Annotated in this window: 15 protein-coding genes; 5 read left to right on the top strand and 10 right to left on the bottom strand. The window is 31.9% G+C overall.

Annotation, left to right across the window (positions count from 1 at the left end; genetic code table 11):
• Positions 1–58: 58 nt before the first annotated feature.
• Positions 59–1,021 (bottom strand): metal ABC transporter solute-binding protein, Zn/Mn family, encoded by a 963-nt coding sequence (locus tag MUA21_RS10810; protein ID WP_262561255.1) that lies wholly within the window; start codon positions 1,019–1,021, stop codon positions 59–61.
• A gap of 198 nt (positions 1,022–1,219) precedes the next feature.
• On the opposite strand from MUA21_RS10810, the gene MUA21_RS10815 reads away from it, so the two are divergent.
• Positions 1,220–1,498, top strand: a complete 279-nt coding sequence (locus tag MUA21_RS10815) for a GNAT family N-acetyltransferase (protein ID WP_073344186.1) — start codon at positions 1,220–1,222, stop codon at positions 1,496–1,498.
• 310 nt (positions 1,499–1,808) lie between these two features.
• Here MUA21_RS10815 and MUA21_RS10820 read toward each other — a convergent pair whose 3' ends face one another.
• Together MUA21_RS10820 and MUA21_RS10825 are read right to left on the bottom strand one after the other, a co-directional pair.
• Positions 1,809–3,572 carry an ABC transporter ATP-binding protein gene (locus MUA21_RS10820; RefSeq protein WP_073344189.1) on the bottom strand — a complete coding sequence of 588 codons (1,764 nt, stop codon included), beginning with the start codon at positions 3,570–3,572 and terminating at the stop codon, positions 1,809–1,811.
• Complete coding sequence (locus MUA21_RS10825; RefSeq protein ID WP_262561256.1) at positions 3,565–5,346, bottom strand: ABC transporter ATP-binding protein; 1,782 nt, start codon at positions 5,344–5,346, stop codon at positions 3,565–3,567. The genes MUA21_RS10820 and MUA21_RS10825 overlap by 8 nt, the downstream gene beginning before the upstream one ends.
• Before the next feature lie 186 nt (positions 5,347–5,532).
• Here MUA21_RS10825 and MUA21_RS10830 point away from each other — a divergent pair, with 186 nt between their 5' ends.
• Entirely contained in the window at positions 5,533–6,342 is an 810-nt protein-coding gene (locus MUA21_RS10830) for a VOC family protein (protein ID WP_107525211.1), read from the top strand.
• A 181-nt stretch (positions 6,343–6,523) separates the two neighbouring features.
• Here MUA21_RS10830 and MUA21_RS10835 read toward each other — a convergent pair whose 3' ends face one another.
• The 4 genes from MUA21_RS10835 to MUA21_RS10850 form a co-directional block, all read right to left on the bottom strand.
• Positions 6,524–7,183, bottom strand: coding sequence for an NAD(P)H-dependent oxidoreductase (locus MUA21_RS10835; RefSeq protein ID WP_262561257.1), 660 nt, complete (start codon positions 7,181–7,183; stop codon positions 6,524–6,526).
• Between the two features lie 118 nt (positions 7,184–7,301).
• Positions 7,302–8,099 (bottom strand): Cof-type HAD-IIB family hydrolase, encoded by a 798-nt coding sequence (locus MUA21_RS10840; RefSeq protein ID WP_262561258.1) that lies wholly within the window; start codon positions 8,097–8,099, stop codon positions 7,302–7,304.
• A gap of 274 nt (positions 8,100–8,373) precedes the next feature.
• The gene (locus MUA21_RS10845; protein ID WP_262561259.1) at positions 8,374–9,918 is read right to left on the bottom strand and encodes a sodium:solute symporter family protein; all 1,545 of its coding nucleotides are present in this window, start codon (positions 9,916–9,918) and stop codon (positions 8,374–8,376) included.
• Between the two features lie 25 nt (positions 9,919–9,943).
• Positions 9,944–10,825, bottom strand: coding sequence for an N-acetylneuraminate lyase (locus MUA21_RS10850; RefSeq protein ID WP_258085466.1), 882 nt, complete (start codon positions 10,823–10,825; stop codon positions 9,944–9,946).
• Positions 10,826–11,050: 225 nt separating this feature from the next.
• Here MUA21_RS10850 and MUA21_RS10855 point away from each other — a divergent pair, with 225 nt between their 5' ends.
• Positions 11,051–11,923, top strand: coding sequence for an ROK family protein (locus tag MUA21_RS10855; protein ID WP_107525217.1), 873 nt, complete (start codon positions 11,051–11,053; stop codon positions 11,921–11,923).
• A gap of 358 nt (positions 11,924–12,281) precedes the next feature.
• Here the strand turns inward: MUA21_RS10855 and MUA21_RS10860 are convergent, their stop codons facing one another.
• On the bottom strand, positions 12,282–13,079 hold the full coding sequence (locus MUA21_RS10860) for a MurR/RpiR family transcriptional regulator (protein ID WP_019470049.1): 798 nt from the start codon (positions 13,077–13,079) through the stop codon (positions 12,282–12,284).
• A gap of 165 nt (positions 13,080–13,244) precedes the next feature.
• On the opposite strand from MUA21_RS10860, the gene MUA21_RS10865 reads away from it, so the two are divergent.
• A complete protein-coding gene (locus MUA21_RS10865; protein ID WP_107525218.1) occupies positions 13,245–13,913 on the top strand; it encodes an N-acetylmannosamine-6-phosphate 2-epimerase in 669 nt (222 codons plus the stop codon).
• Between the two features lie 87 nt (positions 13,914–14,000).
• On the opposite strand, the gene srtA is transcribed toward MUA21_RS10865, so the two are convergent.
• Positions 14,001–14,600, bottom strand: a complete 600-nt coding sequence (gene srtA / locus MUA21_RS10870) for a class A sortase SrtA (protein ID WP_019470047.1) — start codon at positions 14,598–14,600, stop codon at positions 14,001–14,003.
• A 162-nt stretch (positions 14,601–14,762) separates the two neighbouring features.
• On the opposite strand from srtA, the gene MUA21_RS10875 reads away from it, so the two are divergent.
• Positions 14,763–15,932: an ArgE/DapE family deacylase gene (locus MUA21_RS10875; RefSeq protein ID WP_262561260.1), complete on the top strand. Its 1,170-nt coding sequence runs from the start codon at positions 14,763–14,765 to the stop codon at positions 15,930–15,932.
• Positions 15,933–16,189: 257 nt separating this feature from the next.
• Here MUA21_RS10875 and MUA21_RS10880 read toward each other — a convergent pair whose 3' ends face one another.
• Positions 16,190–16,864 (bottom strand): haloacid dehalogenase type II, encoded by a 675-nt coding sequence (locus tag MUA21_RS10880; protein WP_107525221.1) that lies wholly within the window; start codon positions 16,862–16,864, stop codon positions 16,190–16,192.
• Between the last annotated feature and the right edge of the window lie 204 nt (positions 16,865–17,068).

A 17,068-nucleotide genomic window follows, 5' to 3' on the forward strand; every position in this document is an offset into this window, starting at 1 on the left:
AAAATCAAAAGAGGTTGAGACAAATTTTTTGTCTCAACCTCTTATCTTTATATTAAAATTACTCATTAAGTGCTTTATTTAATGACTTCATATTTTCTTTCATTAAACCTTGATAAGATATTTGTTTATCCTCTATATCTTCTTTTGATAAGGTTGCCATATTATGAAATTTTAATGGGGTTGTATTAGATTCTTTTTGAATAACATTTGTAACTTTAGATGTTATATTTTGTTCATATAATACATAAGGTTGTTTAGTTTTATTTATATTTTGAACGATATTCATGAGTTCACGTTGACTAGGTTCTTCATTATTCATACCACTAACACCTTGCTGTTTAAAATGATAGCGATTTGCAAGATAACCTATAGAGTCATGAGAAATTATGGCTGTATCACGTTTAGGATGTTGTGTGATTCGTTTCATCTCATGATCAATTTCATTCATATCCTTTATCAAATGATTATAATTACGCGTGTAATACGTTTTGTGCTTAGGATCCTTCTCGATCAAATCATTTTTAATCACCTTAGCAAATTTTTTATTTAACACCGGATCTAGCCATACATGTGGATCTCCCCCCCCATGATTATGACTTTTATGTGATTCATGATGTTCATGTTCGTCATGTGCTTCATGATTTGAAATTAAATCATGGTGATCAAGGTGTGCAGCAACAGGTAACTTCAAATTATTATTTTTAATTGAACTTGCAATTTTCTTAGCAACGGGATCCATTTCTTCATTCGAATAGATAAACAAGTCACTTTTAGCGATATTAATCATTTCTTTTTGTGTCGGTTCAAAAGAGTGCATATCTGCACCAGGTGGATAAATCGAATCAACTTCTACATATTTGCCTCCAATCTGATTAGTGAAACTTTGGAATGCAAAGGCTGTCGTATATATTTTTAATCTATTGTTCGAACTGACGTCTTTTTTCTCAGAATTTATATTTCCGCATGCACTTAACAATACGATAAATATACAGGTCAGAATAAGTAACATAATTTTTTTCAAAAAACGCCCCTCCAAATCGAAATTATTCCGTTAAAACTATAAACTTATTTTTACATTTTTTCAATGGTTTTTTATTATTCTTCAATTTTTACTAACATCATTTATGCTTGAAATATATGCTTAATTTTAAAATTTGTTTAACTTAAGGCAAAATGTGATATTAAATATATATGATGTTAATAACATGGAGGTGTTAGAATGGCGGAAATCAAACAAGGTACAAATAAATTTTATGTAGGCGATAACGAAGATAATCCACAAGCGGAGATTACATTTCAATCTCAAGGTGACAATCATATAATCATTGACCATACAGGTGTACCAGATGAACTTGGTGGTCAAGGTTTAGGTTCACAACTTGTAAAATCAGTAATTGACTATGCACGTGATAACAATTTAAAAGTCTCCGCGACATGTCCTTTTGCTAAGTCAGTTATTGAGAAAAAACCAGAATTTCAAGATGTATATGCAGATTAATTAGGTGTCTACAACCTTTTTAAAGTCCAAAATAAATTTGGATATAAAACATCTTAAACTAAATCATCATTTTGAATGAGCCTGGGATGAATCAGTAGTCCCCCAGGCTCGTTTGCTTTGTTTATTCTTTAAACCTACATTCGATTCTAATGCATAACGAACGCACTTCCATAATTATAAAATATAGAGCTGCCTCAATAGTTCTTTGACTGCAACCCTTTTATTTTGACTTTTGATTGTTTAGTTTCATTTAAATTTTGTAATAACGTTAATTTCCATACTTCATTGATTTTGTTCAAAAATGGGTAATTTAACCATTTTGTAATGCATACATATTATAATAAATACCATTTTTTTTAATCAGCGTTTCATGTGTACCTTGCTCTACAATTTCTCCGTGATTTAATACAAGTATTTTATCTGCATCCTGAATCGTAGAAAGTCTGTGTGCAATGGCTAAAGTGGTTCTTCCCTTTCTCATTGTATTCAAAGATTGTTGTATTTGTTCCTCTGTTTCAGAATCAATGTTTGCTGTCGCTTCATCTAAAATAAGTATTTTAGGATTTGTAGCAATTGTTCTTGCAAATGCTATCAATTGTCGTTCGCCACTTGAAAATGAGCTTCCTTTTTCAATCACTCTATGTTGATACTGACCTGACAATTTTTCAATAAAATGATGCGCATGTACAAATTCTGCTGCAGCTTTTACTTGTTCAAATGTCATCGTTGGATGATACAGTTTAATATTTGATGCAACCGTACCATAAAATATAAATGCGTCTTGAAGCACTAGCCCTATTTTCTGTTTTAATTCTTGTTTAGGGATTGTTTTTATTGAATGTCCATCCACATTAATGCTCCCTCGTTCAAATTCATAAAAACGCATAAACAAATTTATAATTGAACTCTTCCCAGAACCTGTATGACCAACAAGAGCTACCATTTCACCAGGATTAACGGTAAAATTAATATTTTTTAATACATCTGTCTTTCCGTCATAGCTAAAACTGACTTCTTTAAATTCAATCTTTCCTTCTTCAATTGTGTACGATGGTACAGGTTGTTGTTCAGGTTCGTATGTGTCATCATCAATTAAAGTAAATACCCTACTCGCTGAAACTAAAGCTTGTTGCAAAATATTTAAATTTTGACTCACTTGATTAATTGGTTCAAAAAACCGTTCCATATATTGAACAAATGCAAATACAACGCCAGCCGTAATACCTGTCGTAAAGCTTATGATACCAAAATATCCCAAAATCATAACTACTGCAAAAATAGCTAGAGAACTTATTGCAGGTCTCAATAGTAAACTATCAAGTTTCACAGTTTTTAACATATATTGATAATGTTCATCATTAATACGATTGAATTCACTGTTTAATCTTTTTTCTTGGTTAAATGCCTGTATTATCTTCATGCCTTCTATAGACTCTGCTAATTTTGTATTTAAATCGGACAATTTTTGTCTGGATTTTGCAAATAAAACAGCTGAGTATTTACGATAACTCGCAAGAATAAATATAATAACTGGTAAAAATATTAAAGATATTAAAGCCAATCTCATCTCTAAAATAAACATCATTATATAACTAGAAATCATCATAAAAAAGGCTATAAGAAATGTTGAAAATACGCCTATAATCATATCAACAATTGTCTCAGTGTCATTCGTTAACCTAGAGACTATACTACCACCTGATACCTTATCAAAATATTTCATTCCCAATTTACCTAATTTATTAAAAGCGTCAATTCTTAATTGTTGAATCACTTTAAAAGCAAGATATTGAAAAAGATATTGACTTAAATACATTGTTACTGCACCTATTATTTGAATACTAATAAAGATAATCATCAGCCATATCATTGCTTGTTGGGGAAAAACGCGTGGCGTAAGATAATCATCAATAAATACTTTCACTAAGTAAGGCGTCAACATACTTGCAATCGTTGATATTGTTAACGTTAAAAATGCTAAAGCAATAGTTCCTTTATAAGGGGTCGTATACTTAAATAACCTAATCAAAGCCTGAGCTTGATCTTTTGCAGTTAAATTAACTTTCTCAGCCATTGGTATCATCCCCTTTCGTTAAGTCATCTAAATTACGCGTGAGCTTTTGTTGTAAAGCTTGAGCTCGATATGTTTCGTAATACCATCCTTTTTGATTCATCAAAGTAGAATGTGTGCCCTTTTCCACAATCGTTCCTTTATCCATAACAATAATTTCATCCGCTTGTTTCACAGCACTCATCCGATGCGCAGTAATAATATTAGTTTTTCCTTTTCTTAGTTTTTTTAAATTGCTTAGTATCACTTCTTCGGTTTTGGCATCTACTGCAGAAAGGGAATCATCAAGTATTAATACCTCTGGGTCTATTAATAGCGCTCTCGCAATGGATATTCTTTGTTTTTGTCCTCCTGACAATGATACGCCTCTTTCACCTACCACTGTTTGATATTGATTAGGAAAAGATAATATATCTTCATGAATATCACTTGCTTGACTTGCTGCAAATATTTGATTATCACCTATTTTTTCATTACTAAATGCAATATTATTACGAATTGAAGTTGAAAATAAAAAGTGTTCCTGTGGTACATATCCAAACTGATTTCTCAAAAGCTGTACATTATAATCTCGAATAGGATGCTCACCATATGTGATTTCATGCGTTTCTTTTGTATCATACTCTCTAAGTAGCAATCTAATCAGCGTACTTTTCCCTGAACCAGTTCTTCCAACGATGCCCACAGTAGTACCCTCCCTAACTTCAAAATGTACATTATAGATACCTTCTTTCGAATCACCCGGGAAATTAAATTCTTTAATATTAAAATCAATATTTCCAAAGGGTCTAGTGTTAAGTTTATAATCTGTATCTATATCATTAGGGGTATTTTCTATTTCTTCAATTCGTTCATATGATGCCTTTGCCCTTTGAACGATATTAAAAAATAGTCCTAGTGCTAGTAATGGCCAAACGAGCATCCCTAAATATGTCGTGAACGTAATCAGTTGACCAAGTGTGATTGTATTATTAAAAAGCAATTTTGCACCAAATACGATTGATAAAAAGTAACTCATTCCTATCACTAATGTGATTGTTGGATCAAATAATGCATCAATTTTCGAAACTTTTAAATTTTTATCAACTACATCATCACTTAAATCTTTAAAATCTTGTTGGTCACTCGCTTCATAACCGAATGTCTTAGTTACTTTGATACCAGCAACACTTTCTTGAGTCTTATCGTTCAATCTACTAAACGCTGCTTGTGCTTTTTTAAATCCTTTACTAAGTAACGATCCATAAAAACTTGTTAACAATACCATAAAAGGTAGTGGTATCATTGCAATCAATGTTAATTTCCAGCTTACTGTTACAGCCATTGTAATCACCACTGTTCCACCAGTTATCAAAGAATCTGCAATCATCAATATTCCAGCACCCGCGGCATTTTGCACTGCTCTTATATCATTAGTTGCATGTGCCATTAAATCACCAGTTCTTCGATTTTGATAAAAGATAGCACTCATAACTGTATACTTTTTATATAAATATGTTCTTAATACTTGCCCCAACTTTTGACTAGTTCCAAATATTGATAATCTCCATATATACCTTAATACATAAGTTAAAATTGCTACCAATACTAATACCAAAAGATAAATCATTAATAGTTTAGGCGTTAATTTGTTTCCCACCATATCGTCAATAGTTTTACCTATAATCTGTGGAGGTAAAATTTCAATTAAAGCAATTAAAAATAATGTACTCAATCCAATAAGATAACTGCCTTTATGTTGTTTGAAAAACCATCCCAATTTCCAAAAAACTTGCATACGCTCACCCCACTCCATCCTCCAAATTGTCCATGTTCACATATTACCATATGTTGTTAAATGTAAATATAGAAGTGATATTAAACTTTATGTAATTCTACGTCATGAGACAATTAAATTGACTTGGTATACTTTTTATATTAATTTGTATCTATAACTCATAACCGAATATAAAGGAGCAAGGCGATGACTTTTCACGATAAATCAGCAATTCAAGTAACAAATATCACCTTAAACATTAAAAATTTACAAACGATGTTGAATTTTTATTCACATATTTTAGGACTTAAAGTGGTATCAACAAATGATACTTCTGCAGTTTTGCAAGTAGGTTTGAGCGGCCATACAATTACGTTATGTGAAATACCAGAGGGACGTCAGCCTTCTTTAAGTGAAGCAGGACTATTTCACGTAGCATTTCTACTGCCCGACCGCAAAGACTTAGCTAATTTCTTATTTCATATTTCGCAATCAAACATTCCGGTTGGTGGTGGAGATCATCTAGTAAGTGAAGCTTTATACCTTAATGATCCAGAAGGGAATGGCATTGAAGTTTATTTCGACAGACCTAAGTCTGTATGGTTGTGGGAAAATGATAAAGTGAAAATGGATACGTTACAAGTAGATACGAATGATTTACTTAATCAAAGAACAGAGATGGGCTGGGATGAAATGCCAAATAATGCGAAGATTGGACATTTGCATTTGAAAACATCCGACTTAACCATCGCTCAACATTTTTACATTGAGCAACTAGGTCTCCAGCATATTTCTAACTTCCCGCAAGCTCTATTTATGTCATCTAAATATTATCATCACCATATTGCAGTAAATACTTGGCACTCACGCTTACCTAGAGTTGAAAATGATACAAGCTATGGATTAGCCCATATCGATATTTATAATCCAAGTATCGATACTGAAGAAACTTTTATTATAGATGGTTTAAGTATTAGATTACACAATAATATGTCATTAATTGCTGATAAAACTTAAAAACAGTGACATCACACGCCATCAGTATAATAATTCAACTCACTTTTAAAGTTCATAAAACAAAGAAAACGTCAATTTCTGTAATGAGAACAGAAATTGACGTTTATAATTCAATACATTGTATGAATGAATTGGCTTTCTTTTTTATGAATTTTAAATATTTGAGTTCTCGTAATGCTTATTATTCAACCCACTCTACTACATGTGATTGAGGTTGACGTACTTTTTCTTTTGCTGCGCTTTCTCTATAACCAAATGCAACCATTACAGATGGTGCAAAATGCGCTTCATCCATCAAGCCTTCATCACTTAAAAATTGCGTTACAGCATCTAAATCAAATCCTTCCATAGGGCAAGAATCAATATTTAATAATGCTGCACTCGTCATCATATTACCTAGTGCAATATATGTTTGTTTTTTAGCCCACTCCAACAATGTCTGCGCACTATCATTAATATGGAAACTTGTTTGGAAATTATCAAATTTTTCTTCTGTAGCAGGTATACTGTCTTCGCTATATTGTTTAATGTCTCGAATCATATGTTGTACAAATGGTGATTTAGAATTTACGTTTTTTCGCGCTAATAAAATTACAAAATGGCTTGCTGTCTCTAACTGCCCTCTTGCACCCCAACTTATTTCTTTTAACTTATTTCTAATTTCAGCATTTTGTACTACGATAAATTTCCACGGTTCTAATCCTAGAGAGCTTGGAGACAATCTACCCGCTTCTAAGATTGTGTTAAATTCACTTTCACTTATCTTTTTATCTGAATCAAACCTTTTTGTTGCATGTCTAAAATTAAACGCATTTATAATTGTCTGTTGCATATCATTCATTTCTTGTTTGCCTTCCTTTCCATTTGTATCTTATATTTTTTAGTATAAGATAGGTTGTTAGACGGATGAAAGTAATATGTTTAAGCGTAATACTGCCAAAATTTTAAATATTAATTTTTCATTTTAGTACTTTATCTTCAATAATTGATAAAACACCTTGTTTATCATTTGACGGTGCTACATACTTTGCAATTTCGAATAAGGTTTCATCTTCACAATTTTCCATTACATAACTATGTGTTACTAATTGCAGCATATCTAAATCATTATTTGCATCTCCAAAAGCCATGAGTTCATCTTCCGATAGTTCCCATTTTTTTAATAATCTTGCTAACGCATTACCTTTGGTCATACCAGGTAAAATGATATCGATACTATCTCGACCACTCGATACAAGTGATAAATCTTGTGAAAAGCGATTTGACAAATCTTCATCAAGTGTTGGATGTGTTGTTCTATCTATATTTAAGGCTATTTTTACATATTCGTCTTCTGGTAAATTTTGCAAGGATGCTATTTCTTTTAATTGTCGGTAATAAAAATGTGCATCTTTTTTAAATGATTGTCCATTATTCTTTAATATGTAAGCACTTTTTACGCCACAAACAATTATTTCATTGATACCACGCGTGATGTTTAAGTAATTAACAATATTATGGAAAACATCTTTTTCAAATGCTTGATAATCATACAACGTATTGTCTTCATAAATAACCGCACCGTTTTCCGCAACAAAAAACATAGCTTTATCTCCAAAAATAGATTTTAATTTTGCGTATTGATTACCACTTGCTGCTATAAATTTAATATTTTCATTTTTTAATTGTTGAAAGATACGATTAAACCTTTCTTGATCATATTGTTTTTTTGAATCCAAAAATGTACCATCCATATCTACTGCGATTGCTTTTATCATACTTATCATCCCCTCGAATACTCTGCTTATATCTGTAATTCATTATATCCATAATTTTCGAGGAATTAAAATGAATCACATATTTTATGCTGTAAATAACATGATTTTCAAAAATTAAAAAAAGAGGCAGAATAGAACGCATATACACAATATGCTTCATTCTACCTGCCTTTAATAACTTATTCATTTTCTCAAAAATATTTTGAGATAAACAGAAGTAAATTGTTTTATAACAATTCAACGCATCATTTATTATACCTAACTACATAAAGCTTTAGACTTCTTGATCGTCTTCTTTCATACGGACTATAGAGACATAATTAGATTTTTCTTTAATATCATAGATGGTTAAACCAGTAATGTCTTTTTGTTTGCCTGGCACAATAATACTTATGATATAAGAGAAAACAAAGGCTACTATAAACGAAATAATTGATACATAGAATGGTGAATTACCGCCACCCATACCATTAAAGATATAAGCAAAAATAATTCCAAAAATTAATCCCATCAGCACACCGAATGTATTCGTACGCCGTGTGAATATACCAACCGCAAACACACCAGCCAATGGCACACCCACTAATCCAGTAATTAACAAGAAAAGATCCCAAAGATCATTAGAATCTGCTGCAATTAGATATATAGACATGCCGAATCCAAATAAACCTGAAAGAATAATCATCCATCTCGCAAATCCTACTTCGCTTTTTTCATTTTTCTTGCCGAAGAATCTGTGCTTAATATCAACAGAAATACAAGCTGAAATTGAATTTAAACTTGAAGAAATGGTTGATTGTGCCGCTGCAAATATGGCCGCTATCAATAATCCAGCAACAAATGGTGGCATTTCAGTAAGTATAAAGTATGGTACTACAGATGAAGTATTAAAATCTTTAGGCAATGCACTTTCATGACTATAAAATGAGTACATCATTGTTCCCATACCATAGAATAAGGGCGCTGATATTAAAGCTAATAACCCGTTCGTCCATAAAGACTTTTTAGTTTCTGATATAGAATCTGACGCTTGATAACGTTGTACCACATCTTGACTTGCTGTGTATTGATGCAAGTTATTAAAAATGTTTCCTAAAAAGATGATAGGAATTGCTGCCGCGGCAGTATTAAATTTCCAGTTATCAGCACTAATGATTTTACTATGTTCCAGTGCATCACTGACAACGGTGCCCATTCCCCCTTGAATGTGGACGACACCTGAAATAATAATTGCTGCTGCCCCACCTAATAGAATGACACCTTGAATGAAATCACTCCATACTACACCTTCGAAACCTCCAAGAAATGTATAAAGAATACATAAGATACCAACCAAACTTGCCACAACATACGGGTTCATATCTGACACAGATGTAATCGCTAATGTAGGTAAATAAATGACAATGGCTACTCTCCCAATATGGAATAATACAAATAGTAATGAACCAATAACACGAATACTAGGTCCAAAACGTGCCTCTAAATATTCATACGCAGATGTCACTTTTAATTTTTTAAAAAATGGTACATAAAAGTAAATAAGTAAAGGAATAATTGCTACAATCGCAATATTACCTGCAATATATGACCAGTCTGTTAAAAATGCTTTTTCTGGCGTAGACATAAAAGTAATCGCACTCAAAGTCGTTGCATAGATAGAGAACCCTACTGCCCATGAAGGCAAACGACCACTAGCCGTAAAGAAACTATCTGTACTTTGGCTTGCGCGTTTGGTAAAATATGTTCCGACTAAAAGCATAACTAAAAGGTAAATAACTACTGCTATCCAGTTCCATGTACCAAAACCAACTTGTTCCATTTAATTCATCCCCTTATACGGTAACCTACAAATCGTATTTGCTAATTAATGTTTCTAATTTAGCTCTGTTATTTTCATTGAATGGTTTAAATGGGCGTTTCGGTAAACCTCCGTCAATGCCACGTGTCGCTAAAATTTCTTTTAATGTAGAATAAATGCCCATAGACAACACATTTTCAATTATGTCGTTAGTATCATGCTGAATTTGATATGCTTCATCAATTTGACCGCTTTTAGCTTTTTCAAAAATTTGTCTTGCGCGTCTACCATTAACGTTATAAGTAGACCCAATTGCGCCATCCACACCAGAAATAGCTGCTTGCACTAACATTTCATCAAAACCTGAAAGTATTAATTTATCTGGATACGCTTTTCGAATACGTTCTAATAGGAAAAAATTAGGGGCTGTATATTTTACGCCAACCACTTTTTCATGATTAAATAATTCACCAAATTGTTCTATAGAAATGTTAACGCCAGTTAAGTCTGGAATTGCATAAATAATTAAATTATTTTGTGTCGCTTCAATTAATTCAAAATAGTAATCTTTGATTTCTTCAAATGAAAATGGATAATAGAACGGTGTAACTGCTGAAATCGCATCATATCCTAATTCAGTTGCATATTTACCTAGCTCTATTGCTTCGTTTAAATCTAACGACCCAACTTGAGCAATCAATTTTACATTTTCATTAACCGCCTCTTTCGCAACTTTAAAAACTTGTTTCTTTTGTTCTTTATTTAATAAGAAGTTTTCACCTGAACTGCCGTTAACATAAAGTCCATCTAAGCCTTCAGTTTCAATGGCATTTTGAGCAATTTGCGCCAATCCTTTCTCTTTAACCTGACCATCTTCATCAAATGGTACTAATAATGCTGCATATAAACCTTTTAAATTCTCTTCCATCGTATAACCCTCCATCTATATATTTAAGTTATTATTCAAAATCATTTATATAACTGTATAATGCTTTAAAAAATATCTTTTATTTATTCTATTTACAGTTCAAATTGTAAACGCTATCATAGAGTGTGGCAATAGAATTTTGAAAAAATACATCATTTCGAAACAATATAAATGAAAACTTTTTTCAATATCGATTTTCTTTTAAAAATTAAGGAGGATTTGTATATGCATCCATATAAGATTGCTATTGATATTGGAGGGACAGAAATTAAAGCAGCTGTAGTTGATCAATCATTAAATTTTATAGAATATATCAAAACACCTACCCCTAACAACATAGATACATTTATTAAGGATAAAATTTATAACATTGTAGTGACGTTTCAAAAATCTTATCAAATATCCCCACTTTATGTCGGCATTTCTAGCGCAGGCGTTATAGACGAACGCCGTGGCATAGTTGAATACGCTGGTCCAACCATACCCAATTACGTAGATACTGACTTCAAGTGTTTGCTTAAACCATTAAATGCTCAGGTGAACGTATTTAACGATGTCAATGCAGCTTTGTTAGGGGAATTGGTTTTCCATGATTACAGCGCACAAAATATTTTTTGCTTAACACTGGGTACAGGAATTGGGGGCGCTTTTTATAATAAATATTCCCAACTATACAACGGGGAACGAAATCGTGCTAATGAAATTGGTTATTTACTTTTTGATAGACAAACAAACAAAACATTTGAACAACGTGCCTCAACAACTGCCTTAAAAACACTCATGTTAGAAAAAGGATTTATTTATCAAGACAATGTACCAAAATTATTTGAACTCGCAGATCAACAAGATAATCTTGCATTATCTATACTCAATCAATGGAGTGATTCAATCGCAGAAGGTATCGCTCAAATACAGATTATTTATGATCCCGGTTTAATTCTGATCGGTGGCGGTGTTTCTTCACAAGGACAAAATTTATTAAAATACATCGTACCTAAAGTCGAACATTACTTACCTGAGCAATACGGTCATGCTCATATACAAACAACGCGTACACAGAATCATGCTGCACTTTATGGCGCAGTCTCTAAATTTTAAAACAGCTATTGACGACGTTATGCTGTTATAGCCATGAAAATTACGTCCTTTATGTACCAAAACCATCAAAAATCCTACTATCAAAGAAATATTGATATTAAGCCAATTTTTCGTTTATGCAGGTATTTACTGTTGCACACGAAGAAAGCGGTCATAAATAAACACAATTAAGCGAGCACAGCACTTACTTGTTTCTTCATACTTTGAAATATATCCACCATATTAATGTCCATGGACTACAAAAGCGCCAAATTCTATATAATCTCAATAGAATTTGGCGCTTTTGTTTTAATCAAGGATACTTATATGCCTAACGAACCTCGTAACATTTATTTACGTGTTTACGTTCACAATGACTCTATTCATTTAACACTACTTTTTTCGTATGTTGATATACATTATGCATATATGTATCATCTAATAATAAGTAACTGACAATATCTATTAAAAACAATGTTGCGATTTGAGTATTAATAAATTGTGTGTCTTTATTTCTAGATTGATCAGTTGTTATGAGCACTAAATCTGCACACTCAGTAATTGGACTTCCTTCATAATTCGTTATAACTACGACATAAGCCCCACGTTCATGTGCTACTTTGGCTGCAGCTATAAGCTCTGTAGTTTCACCACTATTTGAAATCGCTACAAATGTATCTGATGCTGATAACAAAGAAGCAAATATTTTCATTTGATGAGCATCTGTAGACACATTCCCTTTCAAACCCATTCTCATCATACGATAGTAAAATTCTGTAGCTGATAATCCAGAACTACCAAGACCTGCATAAATGATTTGTCTACTTCGAATAATTTGGTTAACAAAGCTTTGAATTTTTTCATCAGAAATAAATTCTCCTGTTTGCTGAATAATATTTTGATGATATTTATGAATACGTTGAATTAAAGGACTATTTTCTATTACTCTTTCCGACATTTCTTGCTGTAAATTAAACTTCAAATCTTGAAAGTTCTCATAATCTAATTTATTACTAAATCTTGTAATCGTTGCAGGCGAAGTACCAATCGCATATGCTAATGAATTAATTGTTGAAAATGTGTCGTCAAAGTCATTGTTTTGAATATACGCTACGATTTGTTTATCTGTTTTAGTAAATAAATGATGGTAACGTTGCACGCGATTTTCAAATTTCATATTATCTATCCTCCCATCCCAATCATAGCTATAGTATAAATGAAAATGTTTTTCATAACAATGAAATATATTGATTATTATTTTCTTGGTGTTATATTAAAAATATGAATCTATTAGATAGTAAAGTATTTTATTAAATCTACTAAAGTTACGGAGTGTATTATTATGTTACCACAAGGATTAATTGTCTCATGTCAAGCCTTGGAAAATGAGCCGTTACATTCATCTTTTATCATGTCAAAAATGGCTTTAGCTGCATATGAAGGTGGTGCTGTTGGCATTAGAGCAAACTCTAAAGAAGACATTATGGCGATAAAACAAGAGGTGAATTTACCTATCATCGGTATTGTCAAAAGAGACTATGCAAATTCTGATGTTTTTATCACCGCAACACGTAAAGAAGTCGATGAATTACTAGAAAGCAAATGTGAAGTTATTGCCTTGGATGCTACACAGCAGGAGCGTCCTGAAGAATCATTACAAGAACTTGTTTCTTATATACGTCAGCAAGCACCAAATATAGAAATTATGGCTGATATCTCTACACTTGAAGAAGCACAATATGCTGATAAATTAGGTTTTGATTACATAGGAACGACCCTTCGAGGCTATACTGCTTATACTAAAGGACATATTTTGTATGAAGATAACTTCAAATTTTTAAAAGATGTGATTTCACATGTTCATGCAAAAGTTATAGCTGAAGGAAATGTCATCACACCTGAAATGTTTAAACAAGTTACAGACTTAAATGTTCATTGTACAGTCGTCGGAGGTGCGATTACACGCCCTAAAGAAATCACCAAAAGATTCATTCAAGCAATTGAAAATTAACATTTAAAAAAGCCCGTATTCAAACCCATGTTTTTACTTGGTAATGAATACGGACTTTTTATATGATTTTTTATTTAACGGTGCATGTTATAGTGCTTCGGCAATAAATATTTTTCTATCTTCCCACTCACCTGTTTGTTCATTGTAATTATCACATGTAATTAATGTTAGTTGCTTCTTATTCGATGCTTGTTCGTCCAACACTTCAACTTCATCTGGTTTCACATCATAAATTTTAGTAATCTGATACGTTCTTCGCTCATCTCCAACTTTAAAATAAACTTTGCTTCCCTTTTTCGTTTCAGGTAACCTAGAAAATTGATAATCCGAATGACCCGTTAATGTATGACCTGCAATTGCGATATTTTGATCCTCTAATGATTCGTTTGATTCCACAAAACTTACGCCTCTATCTAATTGTTTCGGCGTGGCCGGGCCAGGATAAACAGGTGTTTTAATATCTGCATCAGGAATTGATAAATAACCTGCCATCTTTGTCTTATCTTTAGGTATTTCTACTTTCTTTTTTTCAGAAGTTTTAGATTGTTGGTCATAATGTTCTATTTTATTTTCATTGTCTTTTTGAGTAAAATAATTATCAATCTTTGGTTTCATAAATAAATAAATTGCTATTATAATGAGTGCCACACCAATTAATGTGACAAGTCTACTTCCCCATTTTTTCATGTCACGCATGCTCCTTTGTCCAAATCAAAACATTCATTATAAGTATAGCACAACTCATTATCTAACAAAGCATATTTTTTTTGCATTAATCCTTTTATAGTTTTAAAAATTAATAATGTGGTAGATACTAAAGTATTCAATATATATAAAGGAAGTGTTTGTATGTCAGTATTTTCTAATGATGAGCATGTAAAGATATTGTCTGACATTGTTGAAATTCAATCTGTGAACGAAAAAGAACTTGATGTCGCACATTATTTACAAGATTTATTTAATAAATTCGGAATTCAAACCAAAATCGAAAAACTGGAAGGCGAAAACACAAGAGCTAACTTAGTTGCAGAAATTGGTGACGGAAAACCTGTGGTTGGTATTTCAGGGCATATGGACGTTGTCACTACAGGTGATGAAAATTTATGGAATTATGATCCATTTAAGCTTACAGAAGATAATCAAGGAAGATTACACGGACGTGGTTCTGCAGATATGAAATCAGGACTAGCCGCTTTAGCAATTAGTTTAATAGAAATTAAAGAAGCAGGTACATTAAATCAAGGTACTATTAGATTTATGGCGACTGCAGGAGAAGAAGTAACGAGTGACGGCGCTGCATTATTACATGAAAAAGGCTATATGGATGACGTCGAAGCCCTATTAATCGCAGAGCCTTCACAAGATGGCATTGTTTATACACATAAAGGTACCATGGATATTCAAGTGATATCCAAAGGTAAATCTTCACACAGCTCAATGCCTGAATTAGGTTATAATGCGATTAATCCATTGGTCGATTTTATTCATTATTTAAATAAAGCGTATAACAAAGTTGATATTAAAAGTGAGTTGCTCGGTACGCCAACAATGAATTCAACAATCATATCCGGTGGTGACCAAGTCAATTCTATACCAGCGTATGCTGAGTCACTGTTTAACATGCGTACCATACCAGATTATGATAATAATAAATTTGAGGCGTTATTTAACAGTATAAAAGATCAAGTTAACCAAGAAAGTGACGCCGATATAACTGTTAACCCTTATGTAAATCGCGATCCTGTATATACTAAGGGAGATAATACATTCTTAAAATTAGCTAAATCTTTAGGTGATTCCTATTTTGATAGAAATCTGGATGTGACTTCTTCTACTGCAACTACAGATGCATCATATTTAATGAAAGATAAAGATGAAAGTTTCTCATTTGTAATGTATGGCCCAGGTGAGACTGGACAAGCACATCAAGTTGATGAATATGTTTATAAAGATACTTATCTAACTTTTATAGATTTATATAGCCAGTTATTACCACAATATTTAAATACGGCTAAATAAAATCACTAAGCACGTGATATAACACGCTTACAATCACTAAACAAAGCTTAATACAGAAACTGCGTACTCTATAAATGGCTAATCCATACGAAGTGGATTAGCCATTTTGTATTTAACATTTTCAATTTTACCATCACATATTTAGCTAGAATAAATAGTATAAACATTCAAAACTGACATCTATTTTTTCATTCAAATTACTATGATGATTTTTCACTTTTAATGACTGTAAATACTCTCTGGACAATCTTAAATGTTTATTTATTCATCTCTAACCAATTAATTAATTCATTTAAATTATTAACTGTTATTGTAGGATTTTGTCCATTATAATCAAAATGTCCATTTTGTCTATTCACCCAAGCTGTATCAAAACCGAAATTGGTTGCTCCCGTTACATCCCAAGAATTAGAAGAAACAAATAATATCTCTTCTCTTTTCAGATGATGATATTTCAAAATCAATGCATAACTTGCAGGGCTGGGTTTATATTGTTTAATTTCATTAACGCTCATAACTGTATTAATATTTTCACCTAACTCAGAATTATCAATCAATGGTCTAAGCATATTATCATTTCCATTAGATAGTATACCAACATCGATATTCATATTATTAAGTTGCGCAAGTATTTTAGGTACTTCGTAAAAATACTCTAAATTTAAAAAAGCATCAAACAACCTATTTATATCTTCACGATCATATTTTATTTTGTGTTCATCCATTGTATAACGTAAAGCTTCTTTCGTTAACTCATCAAAGGAAATATATCTTTGCATAATTTGTTTTAAAAACATGTGATTTAATTGCGTTTTTCTCCACAGCTTTGAAATTGATGTTGCTTGTTCATCATCAAATTGCGTCATACCTTTTTTTAAAGAGGACATGTCAAAAAGTGTTCCATAAACATCAAAAATAATTGCTTTATACATTTTAAACCTCCTATTCAAAACACACATTTACTTATTCTTTATCACATTTCAACAAAGTCAAACAGTTTATTCTCATTTTTATTTTTATGTAAATTGATAAGGACAATTGTAAAGATATTCACTCTATCGTTTGTTAATTTTTTGTAAATTTCTTTAAATATAGCTTTATTACACTACAAATCGGTTATAGAACAGTAAGAAGGG

It is taken from the genome of Staphylococcus ureilyticus, from assembly GCF_025558845.1.
GTDB classification, from domain to species: Bacteria; Bacillota; Bacilli; order Staphylococcales; family Staphylococcaceae; genus Staphylococcus; species Staphylococcus ureilyticus.